Origin of the sequence: Novosphingobium tardum (assembly GCF_042652045.1) — a bacterium.
GTDB lineage: Bacteria > Pseudomonadota > Alphaproteobacteria > Sphingomonadales > Sphingomonadaceae > Novosphingobium > Novosphingobium tardum.
Genome location: NZ_JBHSDR010000003.1, coordinates 1,197,927 through 1,212,532 on the forward strand (window position 1 = coordinate 1,197,927; position 14,606 = coordinate 1,212,532).

The 14,606-nt window shown below is 67.4% G+C and carries 12 protein-coding genes; all 12 read left to right on the forward strand.

Annotated elements, in window-relative coordinates:
* Positions 1 to 10 precede the first annotated feature (10 nt).
* The 12 genes from murD to ACFO0A_RS06025 all read left to right on the forward strand — a co-directional run bounded on the left by murD (position 11) and on the right by ACFO0A_RS06025 (position 14,571).
* Entirely contained in the window at positions 11 to 1,381 is a 1,371-nt protein-coding gene (gene murD, locus ACFO0A_RS05970; protein ID WP_379538053.1) for a UDP-N-acetylmuramoyl-L-alanine--D-glutamate ligase, read from the forward strand.
* On the forward strand, positions 1,378 to 2,631 hold the full coding sequence (locus ACFO0A_RS05975; RefSeq protein WP_379538054.1) for an FtsW/RodA/SpoVE family cell cycle protein: 1,254 nt from the start codon (positions 1,378 to 1,380) through the stop codon (positions 2,629 to 2,631). Before murD ends, ACFO0A_RS05975 begins: the two co-directional genes overlap by 4 nt.
* A complete protein-coding gene (gene murG / locus ACFO0A_RS05980) occupies positions 2,628 to 3,812 on the forward strand; it encodes an undecaprenyldiphospho-muramoylpentapeptide beta-N-acetylglucosaminyltransferase (RefSeq protein WP_379538055.1) in 1,185 nt (394 codons plus the stop codon). Before ACFO0A_RS05975 ends, murG begins: the two co-directional genes overlap by 4 nt.
* A complete protein-coding gene (gene murC, locus ACFO0A_RS05985; protein ID WP_379538056.1) occupies positions 3,809 to 5,236 on the forward strand; it encodes a UDP-N-acetylmuramate--L-alanine ligase in 1,428 nt (475 codons plus the stop codon). The genes murG and murC overlap by 4 nt, the downstream gene beginning before the upstream one ends.
* Positions 5,233 to 6,126: a UDP-N-acetylmuramate dehydrogenase gene (murB, locus tag ACFO0A_RS05990; RefSeq protein ID WP_379538057.1), complete on the forward strand. Its 894-nt coding sequence runs from the start codon at positions 5,233 to 5,235 to the stop codon at positions 6,124 to 6,126. The genes murC and murB overlap by 4 nt, the downstream gene beginning before the upstream one ends.
* Positions 6,123 to 7,106, forward strand: a complete 984-nt coding sequence (locus ACFO0A_RS05995) for a D-alanine--D-alanine ligase (RefSeq protein ID WP_379538058.1) — start codon at positions 6,123 to 6,125, stop codon at positions 7,104 to 7,106. Before murB ends, ACFO0A_RS05995 begins: the two co-directional genes overlap by 4 nt.
* The gene (locus tag ACFO0A_RS06000; RefSeq protein ID WP_379538059.1) at positions 7,103 to 8,041 is read left to right on the forward strand and encodes a cell division protein FtsQ/DivIB; all 939 of its coding nucleotides are present in this window, start codon (positions 7,103 to 7,105) and stop codon (positions 8,039 to 8,041) included. Before ACFO0A_RS05995 ends, ACFO0A_RS06000 begins: the two co-directional genes overlap by 4 nt.
* Positions 8,042 to 8,048: 7 nt before the next feature.
* The gene (gene ftsA / locus ACFO0A_RS06005) at positions 8,049 to 9,353 is read left to right on the forward strand and encodes a cell division protein FtsA (RefSeq protein WP_379538060.1); all 1,305 of its coding nucleotides are present in this window, start codon (positions 8,049 to 8,051) and stop codon (positions 9,351 to 9,353) included.
* Positions 9,354 to 9,474: 121 nt separating this feature from the next.
* On the forward strand, positions 9,475 to 11,043 hold the full coding sequence (gene ftsZ / locus ACFO0A_RS06010; protein ID WP_379538061.1) for a cell division protein FtsZ: 1,569 nt from the start codon (positions 9,475 to 9,477) through the stop codon (positions 11,041 to 11,043).
* Positions 11,044 to 11,280: 237 nt separating this feature from the next.
* The gene (locus ACFO0A_RS06015; protein ID WP_379538062.1) at positions 11,281 to 13,122 is read left to right on the forward strand and encodes an SPOR domain-containing protein; all 1,842 of its coding nucleotides are present in this window, start codon (positions 11,281 to 11,283) and stop codon (positions 13,120 to 13,122) included.
* Positions 13,123 to 13,267: 145 nt separating this feature from the next.
* Positions 13,268 to 13,771, forward strand: a complete 504-nt coding sequence (locus ACFO0A_RS06020; RefSeq protein WP_379538063.1) for a type III secretion system chaperone family protein — start codon at positions 13,268 to 13,270, stop codon at positions 13,769 to 13,771.
* Complete coding sequence (locus ACFO0A_RS06025) at positions 13,768 to 14,571, forward strand: pyrroline-5-carboxylate reductase family protein (RefSeq protein ID WP_379538064.1); 804 nt, start codon at positions 13,768 to 13,770, stop codon at positions 14,569 to 14,571. Before ACFO0A_RS06020 ends, ACFO0A_RS06025 begins: the two co-directional genes overlap by 4 nt.
* Positions 14,572 to 14,606: the final 35 nt, after the last annotated feature.

The following is a 14,606-nucleotide window of genomic DNA, read 5'->3' on the forward strand; positions in this document are numbered from 1 at the left end:
GAAGCCCGCCATGATCACCAGCCCCACCTTTTCGAACAAGCGTTACGCAGTCCTGGGTCTTGCCCGATCGGGTCTTTCGAGCGTCGCGTCGCTCGTCGCCAGCGGCGCACAGGTGATGGCGTGGGACAATCGCGATGAAGCGCGCAGCGTCGTCGCCGCGACGCATGGCCGTTCGGTCGAGCTCGCCGATCCGCTGACCGCCGACCTTACCGGCTTTGCCGGCATCGTGGTATCGCCCGGCGTTCCGCTCAACCGGCATCCCATCGCCGATGCCGCCCGCGCCGCCGGGGTGCCGTTGATCGGCGATGTCGAGCTGTTCGCCCAGGCCCGTGCCGGTCTCCCGCCACACCGCGTGGTCGCGATTACGGGTACCAACGGCAAGTCGACCACGACTGCGCTGCTGCACCACATCTGCAAGAGCGCGGGACTGCCGTCGCGGATGGGCGGCAATATCGGCCTGCCGATCCTCGGGCAGGAGCCGCTTCCTGCCGGCGGCCTCTATGTCCTCGAGCTGTCGAGCTACCAGATCGACCTTACGCGCAGCCTGGCCGCGGACATCGCGGTCCTGATCAACCTCAGCCCCGATCACCTGGACCGCTACGACGGGTTCGCCGGCTATGCCGCGTCCAAGACGCGGCTGTTCGGGATGCAGCGGCCCAGCCAGCAGGCGATCTTCGGATGCGGCGATCCGCATACCCTGGCGATCGCGCACGACATCGCGGCCCAGCGAGGAGAGGCCCTGGTCGACGTGGTCGATCCCCTAGCGCTTACGGGGCAGGCCGGTTGGCCGTCGTTGCAGGGGCCGCACAACTTGCAGAACGCCGCGATCGCGGTTCGCGCGGCCGAGAGACTGGGAATTGCCGAGGCGCAGTGGCGCCCAGCGCTGGCGACCTTCGGCGGGCTACCGCACCGAATGGAGCGCGTGGCAGAGCATCGCGGCGTCCTGTTCGTGAATGACAGCAAGGCCACGAACCCCGCGTCCACCGCGCCGGCGTTGGCCGCCTGGCCGCCCGCGCCCGGCGGAGCGCCCCGAGTCCACTGGATCCTGGGCGGCCTTCCCAAGGGCGACACTCTCGACGAATGCATGGATCAGCTCGGCAACATCGCGGCCGCCTACACGATCGGCGAAGCGGGACCGCGGTTTGCCGCGCTGCTCGAACCGCATGTGCCCGTGCGGCGTAGCGAGATGCTGTGCGAGGCGCTGCGTCAGGCCATGGCAGCCGCTCGCCCCGGCGACGTCGTGCTGCTTTCCCCGGCATGCGCCAGTTTCGACCAGTTCCGTGACTTTGAAGCCCGTGGCGATGCGTTCCGCAATATCGTCGCCGCGCTGATCGAGGATCAGGACGCCCCGTGTCCGTCGCTTCGCGAGGCCGCGCAATGACAACCCCGATCGCCGGAGCGCCCACGCGCGCCGTCCCGACCATCGGTCGCGACGGTGCGGTCCGCGTCGTCGGACATGGCGCGCGCTATCGCCGCAGCCGCCGCAGCGAACTGCTCGTCTGGTGGCGTGAAATCGACCGCGTGCTCCTCGGCCTTGTCGCCACGCTGCTGCTGATCGGCGTCGTAGCGGTAGCCGCCTCCTCGCCGGCAAGCGCGCATCGCCTGTCGACCGCCGCGGTGCATATCGACGACCTTCACTTCCTGAAGCTTCACCTCATCTGGTTGAGCCTTGGGCTGGTCGCGATGTTTGTCTGCTCGATGCTGCCCAAGGATACGGCCCGCCGCAGCGGGGTGGTCCTGGGCGGCGCAATGCTGTTCGCGCTCGTGCTCGTTCCGATCCTGGGGACCGACGTGAACGGCGCGAAGCGGTGGCTGAACCTGGGCATTTCCCTGCAGCCCTCGGAATTCCTGAAGCCGGCCTTCGCCATCGGGGTCGCCTGGATCCTGTCGTGGCGGGTGCGCGATCCCAACCTGCCCGTCATACCCATTACGCTCGGCCTGATGGGCCTGGTCGCCGTCCTCCTCATGCTCCAGCCCGATTTCGGGGCGACGATGCTGTTCGGCGGGGTGTGGTTCGTGCTTGTCCTGCTGTGCGGCTTGCCGATCCAGCGCATCGCCTTTGCGGTCGCGGGCATCGTGGCTTTCGTCGTCCTTGCCTATTTCTTCTACCCGAACGCGACGCACCGGATCGACAGCTTCTTTTCGGGCGGCACTGCCTTCGACCAGGTAGACCTTGCCCAGCGGACCCTGCTCAACGGCGGGTGGACGGGATCGGGCCTGTGGCTCGGGGTCAAGAAGATGGCCCTGCCCGAAGCGCATACCGACTACATCTTCTCGGTGATCGGAGAGGAATTCGGGCTGATGGCCTGCGCGGCGGTGATCATGCTCTATGCGGCGATCGCGGTGCGCGTGCTGTTGCGGCTGACAGAGGAAGACGATCTGTTCACGATCCTCGCCGCCGCGGGCCTGACTGCCCAGCTCGTCGGGCAGGCTTTCATCAACATCGCGGTCAACCTCCAGCTCTTCCCGTCTAAGGGCATGACACTGCCGCTGATCTCCTACGGCGGCAGTTCGATGATCGCTCTTTGCATGGGGGTTGGCTTCCTGTTGGCGATCACCCGCCGCAATCCCTTCCTCAGCCGCGACGTGACCCCGTTTTTTGCGCAACCCGCGCCGGGCACCAAGCGATGACCGGCGTTTCGCGTCACTATGTCCTGGCTGCCGGCGGAACCGGAGGGCACCTTCTGCCCGCATTCGCCCTGGCTCAGGAGCTTGAGCGCCGGGGCCATCACGTGGCCCTCATCACCGACGAGCGCGGCAGTCGCATACCGGGCAAGCCTGGAGCGCTGACCGCCCATGTCCTGCCGGCGGGAAGGCTCGGGACCGGGCTGCTGAAAGGCGGGCCGATGGTTTGGCTTCGTGCCGTCCGCGCGATCATGCAGGGCCGCCGGATGGCCCTGCGCCTGTTCGAAAGTTTCGAGCCGAGCGCAGTGGTCGGTTTCGGGGGCTATCCCGCGCTTCCCGCGCTGCTGGCGGCACGGTCCGCCGGGATCGCGACAGTCATCCACGAACAGAACGCGGTGCTGGGCCGGGTGAACCGCTTCCTAGCCAAGCGCGTCGACGCCATTGCTACGGCCTATGGCCAGGTCGAGCGGCTCGATCCCTCGCTTTCGGGCAAGGTCCACCTTGTCGGCAACCCCGTGCGTCCCGAAGTCCTGGCGCTCAGGGGCGAGCCCTTTCCCGATTTCACCGAGGATGGTCTGTTCCGTGTGCTGGTAACTGGCGGCAGCCAGGGCGCGAGTGTCCTGTCGCAAGTGGTGCCCGATGGCCTGGCGATGCTTCCGCCCAACCTGCGCCATCGGTTGCAGGTGACGCAGCAATGCCGCGCCGCGGATATCGACACCGTGCGCGCGCGGTATGCCGGCCACGCCATTCCCGCGGAACTCGGCACGTACTTCGAGGACATGGCGGAAAAGCTCGCCGATACACACTTGTTCATCGGGCGCGCCGGCGCGTCGACGATCGCTGAGCTGACCGCGGTGGGCCGCCCCGCGATTCTCGTCCCGCTGCCGATTGCGACCGACGATCATCAGGCCGCCAACACGCGCGAGATGGTCGCCGCCGGCGGCGCGCGCGCGATCCGGCAGGACAGGTTCACCGCCAAGGAACTGGCCAAGCAGATTCAGAGCATCGCCCTGCGCCCCGATACGCTTGCCAATGCCGCGCATGCCGCCTGGAACTGCGGCCTGCCCGATGCGGTCCGCGATCTTGCCGACCTTGTCGAAAGCTTCGGCGGCGCACCACTGATGGACGTGATCCGGGTTTCGGAGCCCGAGCAGGCTGCGCCCAGCGGACAGGAAGTGCTGGCGTGAAGGGCGTCGGCACCGAGATCGGGACTATCCACTTCGTCGGCATCGGCGGGATCGGCATGTCCGGCATCGCCGAAGTGATGCATAACCTGGGTTATTCGGTGCAGGGCTCCGACATTGCCGAGGGCTATGTCGTCGAAGGGCTGCGCGAGCGCGGGATTCCGGTGATGATCGGGCAGCGGGCCGAAAACGTCGCTGGGGTCGCGGTGATCGTCACCTCGACCGCGGTGAAGCGCGACAATCCCGAGGTCGCCGCCGCCCTCGAAGCGCGCATTCCCGTGGTGCGCCGGGCCGAGATGCTTGCCGAGCTCATGCGGCTCAAGAACACCGTCGCCGTGGCCGGCACTCACGGCAAGACAACGACCACTTCGATGATCGCCGCGATGCTTGATGCCGGCGGGGTCGATCCTACCGTGATCAACGGCGGCATCATCAACAGCTACGGTTCGAATGCGCGCCTTGGCGCAAGCGACTGGATGGTGGTCGAGGCCGACGAAAGCGATGGCAGTTTCCTGCGTCTCGACGGCACGATCGCGGTCGTGACCAACATCGATCCTGAACATCTCGACCACTACGGCAGCTTCGACGCGGTGCGCGAGGCCTTCGTCGAATTCATCGAGAACGTCCCGTTCTACGGTGCGGCGGTGCTTTGCATCGACCATCCCGAAGTGCAGGGCATCATCCCCAAGATCCGCGATCGCCGCGTCGTGACCTATGGCTTTTCCGCACAGGCCGATGTCCGCGGCGACAACGTGACACCCATTCCCGGCGGCAACCGCTTCGATGCGGTCGTACGCCAGCGCGACGGGCATTCCCGGCGGATCGAAGGGATCGAAATGCCGATGCCGGGCCGACACAACGTGCAGAACGCCCTGGCGGCGGTGGCCGTTGCGCTGGAAATGGGCTGTTCGGATGCCGCTATCCAGACCGGGTTCGCCAAGTTCGGCGGGGTCAAGCGCCGCTTCACCAAGGTTGGGGAGATCCCTGTCGGCGGCGGCCTTGCGACTGTGATCGACGATTACGGACATCACCCGGTCGAAATCCGCGCCGTCCTGGCCGCGGCGCGCGAAGGCGTGCGGGGAAGGGTGATCGCCGTGGTCCAGCCGCACCGCTTCACCCGCCTGCGCGATCTGATGGAAAACTTCCAGACCGCGTTCAACGATGCGGACATCGTCTATGTCACGCCGGTCTATCCCGCGGGAGAGGCGCCGATCGAGGGTGTCGATGCGGCCGCGCTCGTCGCCGGTCTCAAGGCGCGCGGGCATCGGTCCGCATTCGTCGTGAACAGTGCCGACGAGCTTGCGCGCGACCTGGCAACCACCGTCGAACCGGGCGACATGGTCGTTTGCCTCGGCGCGGGCGACATTACGAAATGGGCCGCCGGGCTCGCTACCGCCGTGAGCGGGCAGGGCGCGCGGGCGGCATGATGGCTACCACCATGCCGCGGGTGGCGGGCAAGCTCACCGCGCAGGCGCCGCTTGCACCGTTGGTCTGGTTCAAGGCGGGCGGGAAGGCCGATTGGCTGTTCGAGCCGAAGGATCTTGCCGACCTCCAGGCCTTCCTGCGCGACCTCGATCCCGAAGTGCCGGTCATGGCGCTGGGCCTCGGCTCGAACCTGATCGTGCGCGACGGCGGGGTCTCGGGCGTCGTCGTGCGATTGGGCAAGGCCTTCGCCAAAGTCGAAGCGATCGATGCAGTCACACTTTCCTGCGGCGGCGGGGCGAGCGGCATTCTCGTATCATCCACCGCCCGGGACGCGGGCATCGCGGGGGTGGAATTCCTGCGCTCCATTCCCGGGACGGTCGGCGGCTTCGTGCGGATGAACGGTGGCGCCTACGGAGGCGAGGTGAAGGACATCCTCGTCGATTGCGACGTCGTCCTGCGCACGAGCGAACTCGTGACGCTTCCGGTTGAGGCGCTACGCTATACCTACCGCCATTCCGAACTGCCGGCGGGCGCCATCGTGGTCGCGGCGCGGTTTCGCGGGCGGGCGGGCGATCCCTCGGCTATCCAGGCCGAGATGGAGCGCATCGCCGCAGCCCGCGAGGCCAGCCAGCCGCTGCGCAGCAAGACTGGCGGATCCACCTTCAAGAACCCCGAAGGACACAAGGCCTGGCAACTGGTGGATGCCGCCGGTTGCCGCGGCCTGACCGTTGGCGGGGCACAGGTCAGCGAAAAGCACACCAACTTCCTGATCAACACCGGCACCGCGACCAGCACCGATATCGAGGAGCTTGGCGAGACGGTGCGACGGCGGGTGCAGGACAAGGCGGGCATCACGCTCGAGTGGGAAATTCAAAGGGTCGGCAGGAAGTGAGCCTCGCAAAACTCCATATCGCGGTCCTGATGGGCGGCTGGTCGAGCGAGCGCCCCGTCTCGCTGATGAGCGGCAACGGCGTTGCCGATGCGCTCGAGGAGCGCGGCCATCGCGTGACCCGGATCGACATGGACCGCAATGTCGCCGCTCGCCTCGCCGAGGCCAAGCCCGACGTCGTATTCAACGCGCTCCACGGAACGCCGGGAGAGGACGGAACCGTCCAGGGCATGATGGACCTGATGGGGCTGAAATATACCCATTCGGGCCTCGCCACGTCGGTCATCGCCATCGACAAGGAACTGACGAAACACGCGCTCGTCCCGCACGGCATTCCGATGCCCGGCGGCCGCATCGTCGCGTCGGAAGAGCTTTACCAGCGCGATCCGCTGGCGCGGCCCTACGTCCTCAAGCCGGTTAACGAGGGCTCATCGGTTGGCGTTGCGATCGTTACCGAGGGCGGCAACTACGGCAATCCCATCGGCCGCGACGTTGCGGGGCCGTGGCAGAAATTCGAGCATCTGTTGGCCGAACCGTTCATCCGCGGCAAGGAACTGACCACAGCGGTCATCGCCGACCGGGCGCTGATGGTCACCGAACTCAAGCCGAAGACCGGGTTCTACGATTTCGACGCCAAGTATACCGAAGGGCTGACCGACCACATCTGTCCGGCCGAGATTCCGGACGAGATCACCGAGGCGTGCAAGGACATTGCGTTGCGTGCGCACCGCTTGCTCGGCTGCAAGGGAACGAGCCGTTCGGATTTCCGCTGGGATGACGAGCAGGGCGTTGCCGGGCTCTTCCTGCTCGAGGTCAATACTCAGCCCGGGATGACCCCGCTCAGCCTGGTGCCCGAACAGGCCCGCCATTGCGGCATGAGTTACGGCGATCTGGTCGAGGCGATCGTCGCCGACGCGCTGGCCAACGGCGCGTCGCACGAAGACACTTCGGGTATTGGGGAAGGAGCTGGGGGGGCGCCATGAGCCAGACGATCCGGCGCGGGGGCAAGGGGGTCCGCCGCGCTGCCGCAACCCGCGGCAAGCAGGCGAAGGTCGCCAAGGCCCGGGCAAGCACCGGCTCGGCGGTCGATGCCGCTATGCGCTGGGTGCCTATCAGCGAAACGCGGCTTCACCAGATGTTCCTGGCGATGATCCTCGGCGGTGCTGCGGTGCTGGCGTGGATCGTCGCGAGCTTTGCCGGCGTTCCTGCGATGGCCCAGGCCCAGCTCGCCAGCCTGGCATCCGACGCGGGCTTCGAGGTGCACCGGGTCGAGGTGCGCGGGGTCAAGCGGATGAACGAGCTCAAGGTCTATGAAAGGGTCCTGGGCGAGCGAGACCAGCCGATGCCCCTTGTCGATGTCGCCGCACTGCGCGACGAACTGCTCCAGCTTGCCTGGGTCGACGATGCCCGCGTCTCGCGCCAGCTTCCCGACACGCTGGTGGTCGATATCGTCGAGCGGGTGCCCCACGCTGTCCTCAAGAAGCCGGGACGCTATGTCCTGATCGACGCCGCGGGCCATGAACTCGAACCCGTAGAGCCCAGCCGCGCCCGCGCCATGCTCACGCTCGAAGGGCCGGGAGCCGGTCGCCGCGTCGCCGAACTGGGCCACCTGCTGGACGCGGCACCCGCGTTGAAGCCGCAGGTGCGGGAGGCCGAGTGGGTCGGCAATCGCCGCTGGAACCTCACGTTCAAGACCGGTCAGGTCCTTGCCCTGCCGCAAGGCGACCGTGAATCCGCGTCAGCGCTGCTTTCGTTCGCCAAGCTCGACGGGGTGAACCGCCTTCTGGGCGGCGAGGTGGCCTACATCGACATGCGCGCGCGCGACCGCATCTATCTGCGCGTGCCCGGCCGGGCCGACAAGCAGGCCGCCGACAATCGTGCCGCGGCTGCCGCCGCCGCTGCCGCGAAGAAGGATTGAACGCCCGATGGCCAGCAAGCCCCAGTCACGTTCGGTTCCGCGCATCGAGAAGGTCATCGGCGCGGTCAACATCGGCTCGTTCCGGGTGTCGGCGATGATCGCCGGCGTCACCGAAACGGGTGAGATGATCGTGCTCGGCTCGGGCCACCGCGCCAGCCACGGGGTCAAGCGCGGCTACGTGACCGACATGCAGGCCGCGACCCACGCGGTGCGCGACGCGATCGAGCGCGCGGAAAAGATCGCCAACGTCTCTCTGACCAAGGTGTGGATCGGCTGCTCCGGCGCGGGGCTGGCCAGCTCTATCGCGCGCGCCGAGGTCGACATCGGCGGGCGGAGGATCGAGCAGGACGATATCGAGCACCTGCTCGTCGCCGGGCGCGAGGTGATCGAGCCCGATGGCCGGATCGTGCTTCACGCCCAGCCAGCGCATTACACGCTCGACGGCGCCCATGGCGTGCCCAATCCCAAGGGCCTTCATGCCGAGCGGCTTGGGGTCGACATCCACGTGATGCTCGCTGACGGGGCGCCGCTGCGCAACATCACCGAAAGCGTCCAGAACGCGCACCTCGAGGTCGAGGGCGTGGTCGGCTCGCCGATCGCTGCGGGCCATGCCTGCTTGACGCCCGAGGAGCGCGAGCTTGGGGTGGCGCTGATCGAATTCGGCGCGGAAGTGACGAACGTCTCGCTCTATGCGCAAGGGATGCTGGTAGGGCTCACCGCGATTCCGTTCGGCTCGGGGGATGTGACCGATGCGATCGCCTCGGCCTTCGGCATTCGCCGTTATCAGGCGGAGCGGCTGAAATGCGTGCACGGTTCGGCCATCGCGAGCCCGGCCGATCACCGCGAGATGATCCCGGTCAATGCCCCCAACGATCCGGAAGGACAGGGGCCGATCGCGCGTCATGCCGACGACAAGAACCGCATTCCGCGTGCCGAGTTACTCTCGGTCATCACCACTCAGCTTGCCCACCTGACCGAGGAGGTCGGGCGGGCGCTCAAGGCGATGGGATTTACCGGGCAGCGCGGACAGCAGATCGTGCTGACAGGTGGCGGCGCCGAGCTTCCCGGCCTGGCCGACTATGCGCAAGGCGCGCTCGGCAAGCCGGTGCGGATCGGCAAGCCGCCGCAGATGACCGGCCTTCCCGAAGCTCACGCAACCCCCGGATTCGCAACGCTTTCCGGCCTCGTCCTCTACGCGGCGGCCGACCCTGTCGACATCCGTGCGATCGGCCCGGCCTACCAGGCGACGATGAAATATTCGGGCATGGGCCTCGTCAACCGCGTGTACCGCGCGGTCCGCGAGTATTTCTGATGGCGATCCCGCGCCTTGCGCCTGTGGAAAAGGTTAATTTCGCTTTGATTCGACGAATCAATCCGTGCCACAAGCGCGGTCAAGTGCAACGTCACGCGCAATATCTCTTCAGGAGAGCCTCATGAGCATCAATATCGGCCCGCCCAAAGTCGATGAGTTGCGCCCCCGCATCACCGTCATCGGGGTCGGCGGCGCGGGCGGCAATGCCATTGCCAACATGATCAACGCCGAAATCGAGGGGGTCGATTTCATCGTCGCCAACACCGACGCGCAGGCGCTGAACAACTCGATCTCGGAACACCGGATCCAACTCGGGCCCGACATCACCCAGGGCCTCGGTGCCGGATCGCGCCCCGAAGTGGGTCGGGCCGCCGCCGAGGAGACGCTCGATGACGTCGAACGCGCGCTCGAGGGCTCGCACATGTGCTTCATCGCCGCGGGCATGGGCGGCGGCACCGGCACCGGCGCCGCGCCGGTGATCGCCAAGGCGGCGCGCGAGCGCGGCATCCTGACCGTTGGCGTGGTGACCAAGCCGTTCCTCTTCGAAGGAACGCGCCGCATGCGCGCTGCCGAGGCGGGAATCGAAGAGCTGCAGAAGCACGTCGATACGCTGATCGTCATTCCCAACCAGAACCTTTTCCTGGTCGCCAAGGCCGAAACCACCTTCAAGGAAGCGTTCGGCCTCGCCGACGAAGTCCTGCAGCAGGGCGTTCGTTCGATCACCGACCTCATGGTCATGCCGGGCCTCATCAACCTCGACTTCGCCGACGTGCGTTCGGTGATGGGCGAGATGGGCAAGGCGATGATGGGCACGGGCGAGGGCAGCGGCGAGAACCGCGCGCTCGAGGCCGCGGAACGCGCGATCGCCAATCCGTTGCTCGATGGCGTTTCGATGCAGGGTGCCAAGGGCGTCATCATCTCGATCATCGGCGGCGAGGACATGAAGCTCCTCGAGGTCGACGAAGCGGCGAACCACATCCGCGAGCTGGTCGATCCCAACGCCAACATCATCTGGGGTTCGGCCTTCAATCCCGATCTCGACGGCAAGATCCGCGTGTCGGTCGTCGCCACCGGGATCGAACAGACGCAGGAAATGGCGGAAGAGGCTTCGCGCCCATTCAGCATGGGCAGCTCGCGCGGCCCCGTCCGTCCCGCGCAGCTCGCTCCGGCGGCGCCTGCCCGGGTTGAAGAGCCAGCGGCATGGACGCCGCCCGCTGCCGAGCCCGAGCCTGTTGCCGAAGAAGTGTTCGAGGAAGAGGAGGCAGAACCGGCCGCCGAGCATTTCGAGGCTGAAGCTGCCGCCGACGAGCAGGTGGGCGATGCGCTCGACCTTCAGCTCGAACTGGACGAAGGGCGCGCCGAAGCGACCGGCACCGAAACGCATCTGCCTCGCTTCACCAGCGATCCCGAGCCTGAGTCTCCCCCGCCCGCGTCGGACGAGCTGTTGCTCGACGCCGATCGCCTGGCGAGCGAGAACAACGAGGTCACGCCCCGCTTCCCGCGCGGCAATCTCGGTCTCACGCCGATGCCGAAGCCGGGCGGTGCCGGTGCCGGCAGCACGCTGTTCGAACGCATGGCCAACCTGTCGCGAGGCGGCAAGTCGGCCAACGAAGCCGAATCCGAAGACGACCAGGATGATGGCGGCGCGCTCAACATTCCGCGCTTCCTCGGCCGGCAGAACAACCAGTAGGCGACTTATCGCGGGGGACGGTTCGGCCGTTCCCCGCGCTCGGCGCAACAGCGCAACCGCCGGGCGCTTTCGTGGCGCCGTTCATCTTGGCGTCGCCCGTTCTCTGCTATGCACCCGAGACGGGTGGTCGCGGGCAGAAGTGTCCGGCATGGCGGGAGAGTTGGCGTAGCAATGGCGAATTTGGCTGTATTCCGGAAAATTGCCGGCGTTCCCCTGGCCGCTCTTGCCGCATGGGCGGTGACAGGCGGGCCAGCGCTTGCCCAAGGCACGCCGGGCGACGACGATTTCAGTTCGGTTTCGCGGCCCGTCGTCCAGTCTGCGCCTTCGGGTGGCAGCTACGCGCTCAATGCCGCTCTCGGCCGGCTGGCGCGCAATCCGTCCGATGTCGCGGCACTGATCGATGCGGGCAACGCCGCGCTCTCGATGGGCGACTTCGATGCGGCACTCGGCTTTCTGGGTAGGGCCGACCAGCTCTCGCCAGGCAACCCGCGGGTCAAAACGACGCTCGCCAGCGCTTATATCCGCAACGAAAATCCCTATGACGCGATCCGCCTGTTCAACGAGGCGGAGCGGGCCGGCGCAAACACGGCGGCGCTCGCCGGCGATCGCGGGCTGGCCTACGACCTCGTTGGCGACAACGTTTCCGCCCAGCGCTTCTATCGCCAGGCGCTGGCCGTCGCTCCTTCCGAGGAAGTCGTCCGCCGCCTTGCGCTCAGCCAGGCAATCGCCGGGGACCGCAAGGGAGCCGAGGCCACCCTGCTGAGCCAGGTACAGCGACGACTGCCCGCCGCATGGCGCACGCGCGCGTTCATGATGGCGATCCTGGGTGACGAGCGCGAGGCCGAGGCCATTGCCCAGGGTACCATGTTGCCGACGATGGCCCAGGCGATCATTCCCTACCTGCGCTACATGCCCCGCCTCACGCCAGCGCAGCAGGCCGCGGCGGGCAACTTCGGCCATTTTCCGCGTGCCGCTGAAATCGGAAGGGACGATCCGCGCGCGGTGCAGTATGCACTGGCCAACCCGCAGGTGCGTACGGGACGCGGCGCAGACGCGGGTCTGATTCCGGCGGGTGAGCCGCTGGGCGCAAGGAACGGCGGCAAGAAGCCCAAGGAAGACAAGGCAAGCCGTCGCCGGCGCGCCGAACAGGAACGCGCTGCCGCAGCTGACGTCAGGGTCGCACCGGGGGCTCGATCTGCGCGCTCGCTGCCGCCCCAGGTCGCCATGGCGACCCCCGCACCCGCTTTCCAGGGACCTGTCTACGAGCCGGCTGTTCGTCCCCAGCCGGTCAGTCCACCGCCGGTCCGCGTTGCGGCGGCGACCCCTGTCCCGGTGCAGCCGCGCGTCGCACCCCCGACGTCGAACCCGCTTCCCGCTACTCGCCCCGTCATCGCCCCCGCGCCCACGAATGGTGCACCGCCATCCGCTTTCGAGCAGGCAAGACTGGCTCAGGAAGCTTCGGCTCGGCCCGCACAGCCCGTAAGTCAGCAGCCTGCCGCAATCCAAGCCGTGATTCCGGCACCGGCACCTGTCGCAGCCACCGCGCCCGCGCGTCCGGCGCTGGCCGACCTGTTCAACGACTTCCGCCCCCCTGCGGCGGAGCAGTCACGCTCAGCCAATGTAGTGGACATCTTCAAGCTGCCGCCGACCCAGGCCCGGCCCGTGGCCAAGGCCGCGCCCGCCGGGCGCGAGCCGCCGCCTGAAGCGATTGTCGCGACCAAGCAGACGCAGCCCGCCGCCGCAACTGTGGGCAAGGGCAAGAATGCCAAGGCCGCGCCTCCGCCCAAGCCCGCGGCGCCCAGTCATCCCAGCCGCATCTGGGTCCAGGTCGCGACCGGGCGGGACAAGGCGGCGCTGGCGTTCGACTGGCGCAAGCTGACCCGCCAGGAGCCCGAGGCATTCAAGGGCCGCAAGAGCTTCACCACGCCGTGGGGGCAGGCCAACCGGCTGCTGACCGGCCCGTTCGAAAGCCAGGCCGCGGCGCAGGCGTTCCTCAAGCTGCTCGACAAGAACAAGATCGACGCATTCCTGTGGACCAGCCCGGCGGGCCAAGCGGTCGATACGCTGCCGATCAAGTAGTGGCGGTCAACGCACCTGTCCCCGCGTTGTGCACAGCTTTTGAACAGGCTTGTCGAGTTTTGCCCAGCGCCGGGCGGCGCGCCGGTTGTCTGCACGGGGCCATGACGCCAAGCACCGTCGCGATGAAAGGCAAGGCGAGCATACGATGATGCCCGGGCAAAGCGAGAGCGAACGCGACGACGCTGCGCCGGTCGATATGCTGGCCTCGCTGTTCGACGCGCGTGGCTGGACTTACGAATTCGTGTCCGACGACGAACTGCTCGGCGAGATCCAGGGAAGCTGGGCCAAATACCAGCTCCGCGCGATCTGGCGGGCAGACGACAACGTCCTCCAGCTCCTATGCCTGCCCGATATCCGCGTCGCAGAGGACAAGCGCGCCCCGCTCTATGAGGTCATGGCGCTGATCAACGAGCAGCTCTGGCTCGGCCACTTCGATCTCTGGTCGAATGGCGGGGTGCTGGTTTACCGGCACGGGCTGATGCTCGGCGACGACGGCCTGCTGAGCCTCGACCAGGCACAGACGGCGGTCGAGGCTGCCGTGGACGAGTGCGACCGCTTCTATCCGGCATTCCAGTTCATCCTGTGGGGCGACAAGTCGCCGGCGGAGGCGCTGGCCAGTGCGCTCGTCGACGCGCAGGGCGAAGCATGATGGGCAGCGCCGCACCGCGCGTCCTGCTGGTCGGCTGCGGCAACATGGGCGGCGCGATGCTGCGCGGCTGGCTTGCTGGCGGTTTCTCTCCCGACGGCTTCACGGCCTTCGATCCCCGGCTCGAAGAGGCGCCTGCCGGTGTTCGTCTGCTGCGCGAACTGCCTGTCGGCGAGACATTCGATGCGATATTGCTCGGCATGAAGCCGCAAGGGCTGGGCGAAGCTGCGCCACAGATTGCCCCGCTGGCCGGCGCAGGTGCAATCGTCCTGTCGATGCTTGCCGGCGTCGAACTGGCAACGCTGGCCGGCCATTTTCCCGGTGCGGGCGCGATCGTTCGGGTGATGCCCAATCTTGCGGTCGCGCTGGGCAAGTCACCGGTCGGGCTGTTCGCCGAGGAGTTGAGTGCGGGCCAGCGCGAGACCGTTGACCGGCTCATGGCGCCACTTGGCCAGCCCGAATGGCTGGCGAACGAGGCGATCCTCCATGGCTTCACCGCCCTGGCCGGCTCGGGTCCTGGCTTCGTGTATCGCTTTCTCGACGCGCTGGGCGCGGGTGGAGAGGCGCTTGGCCTTCCGGCCGAGCAGGCCGCGCGGATCGCACTGGCGATGGTCGAGGGCGCGGTCGCCCTGGCCGCACAGGCGGGAGAGAGCCCGGCCACGCTGGCGCGGCGTGTCGCCAGCCCCGGCGGGACGACCGAGGCGGGCCTGGCCGTCCTCGACCATGAAGGGGCGATGGCGCAGCTTGTCGCCAAGACCTTGCGGGCCGCCAGCGATCGCAGCGAGGAAATGGCGCGGTCGTGACGTCACGACGTCCGTCCTAGCCAGCTAATACACTT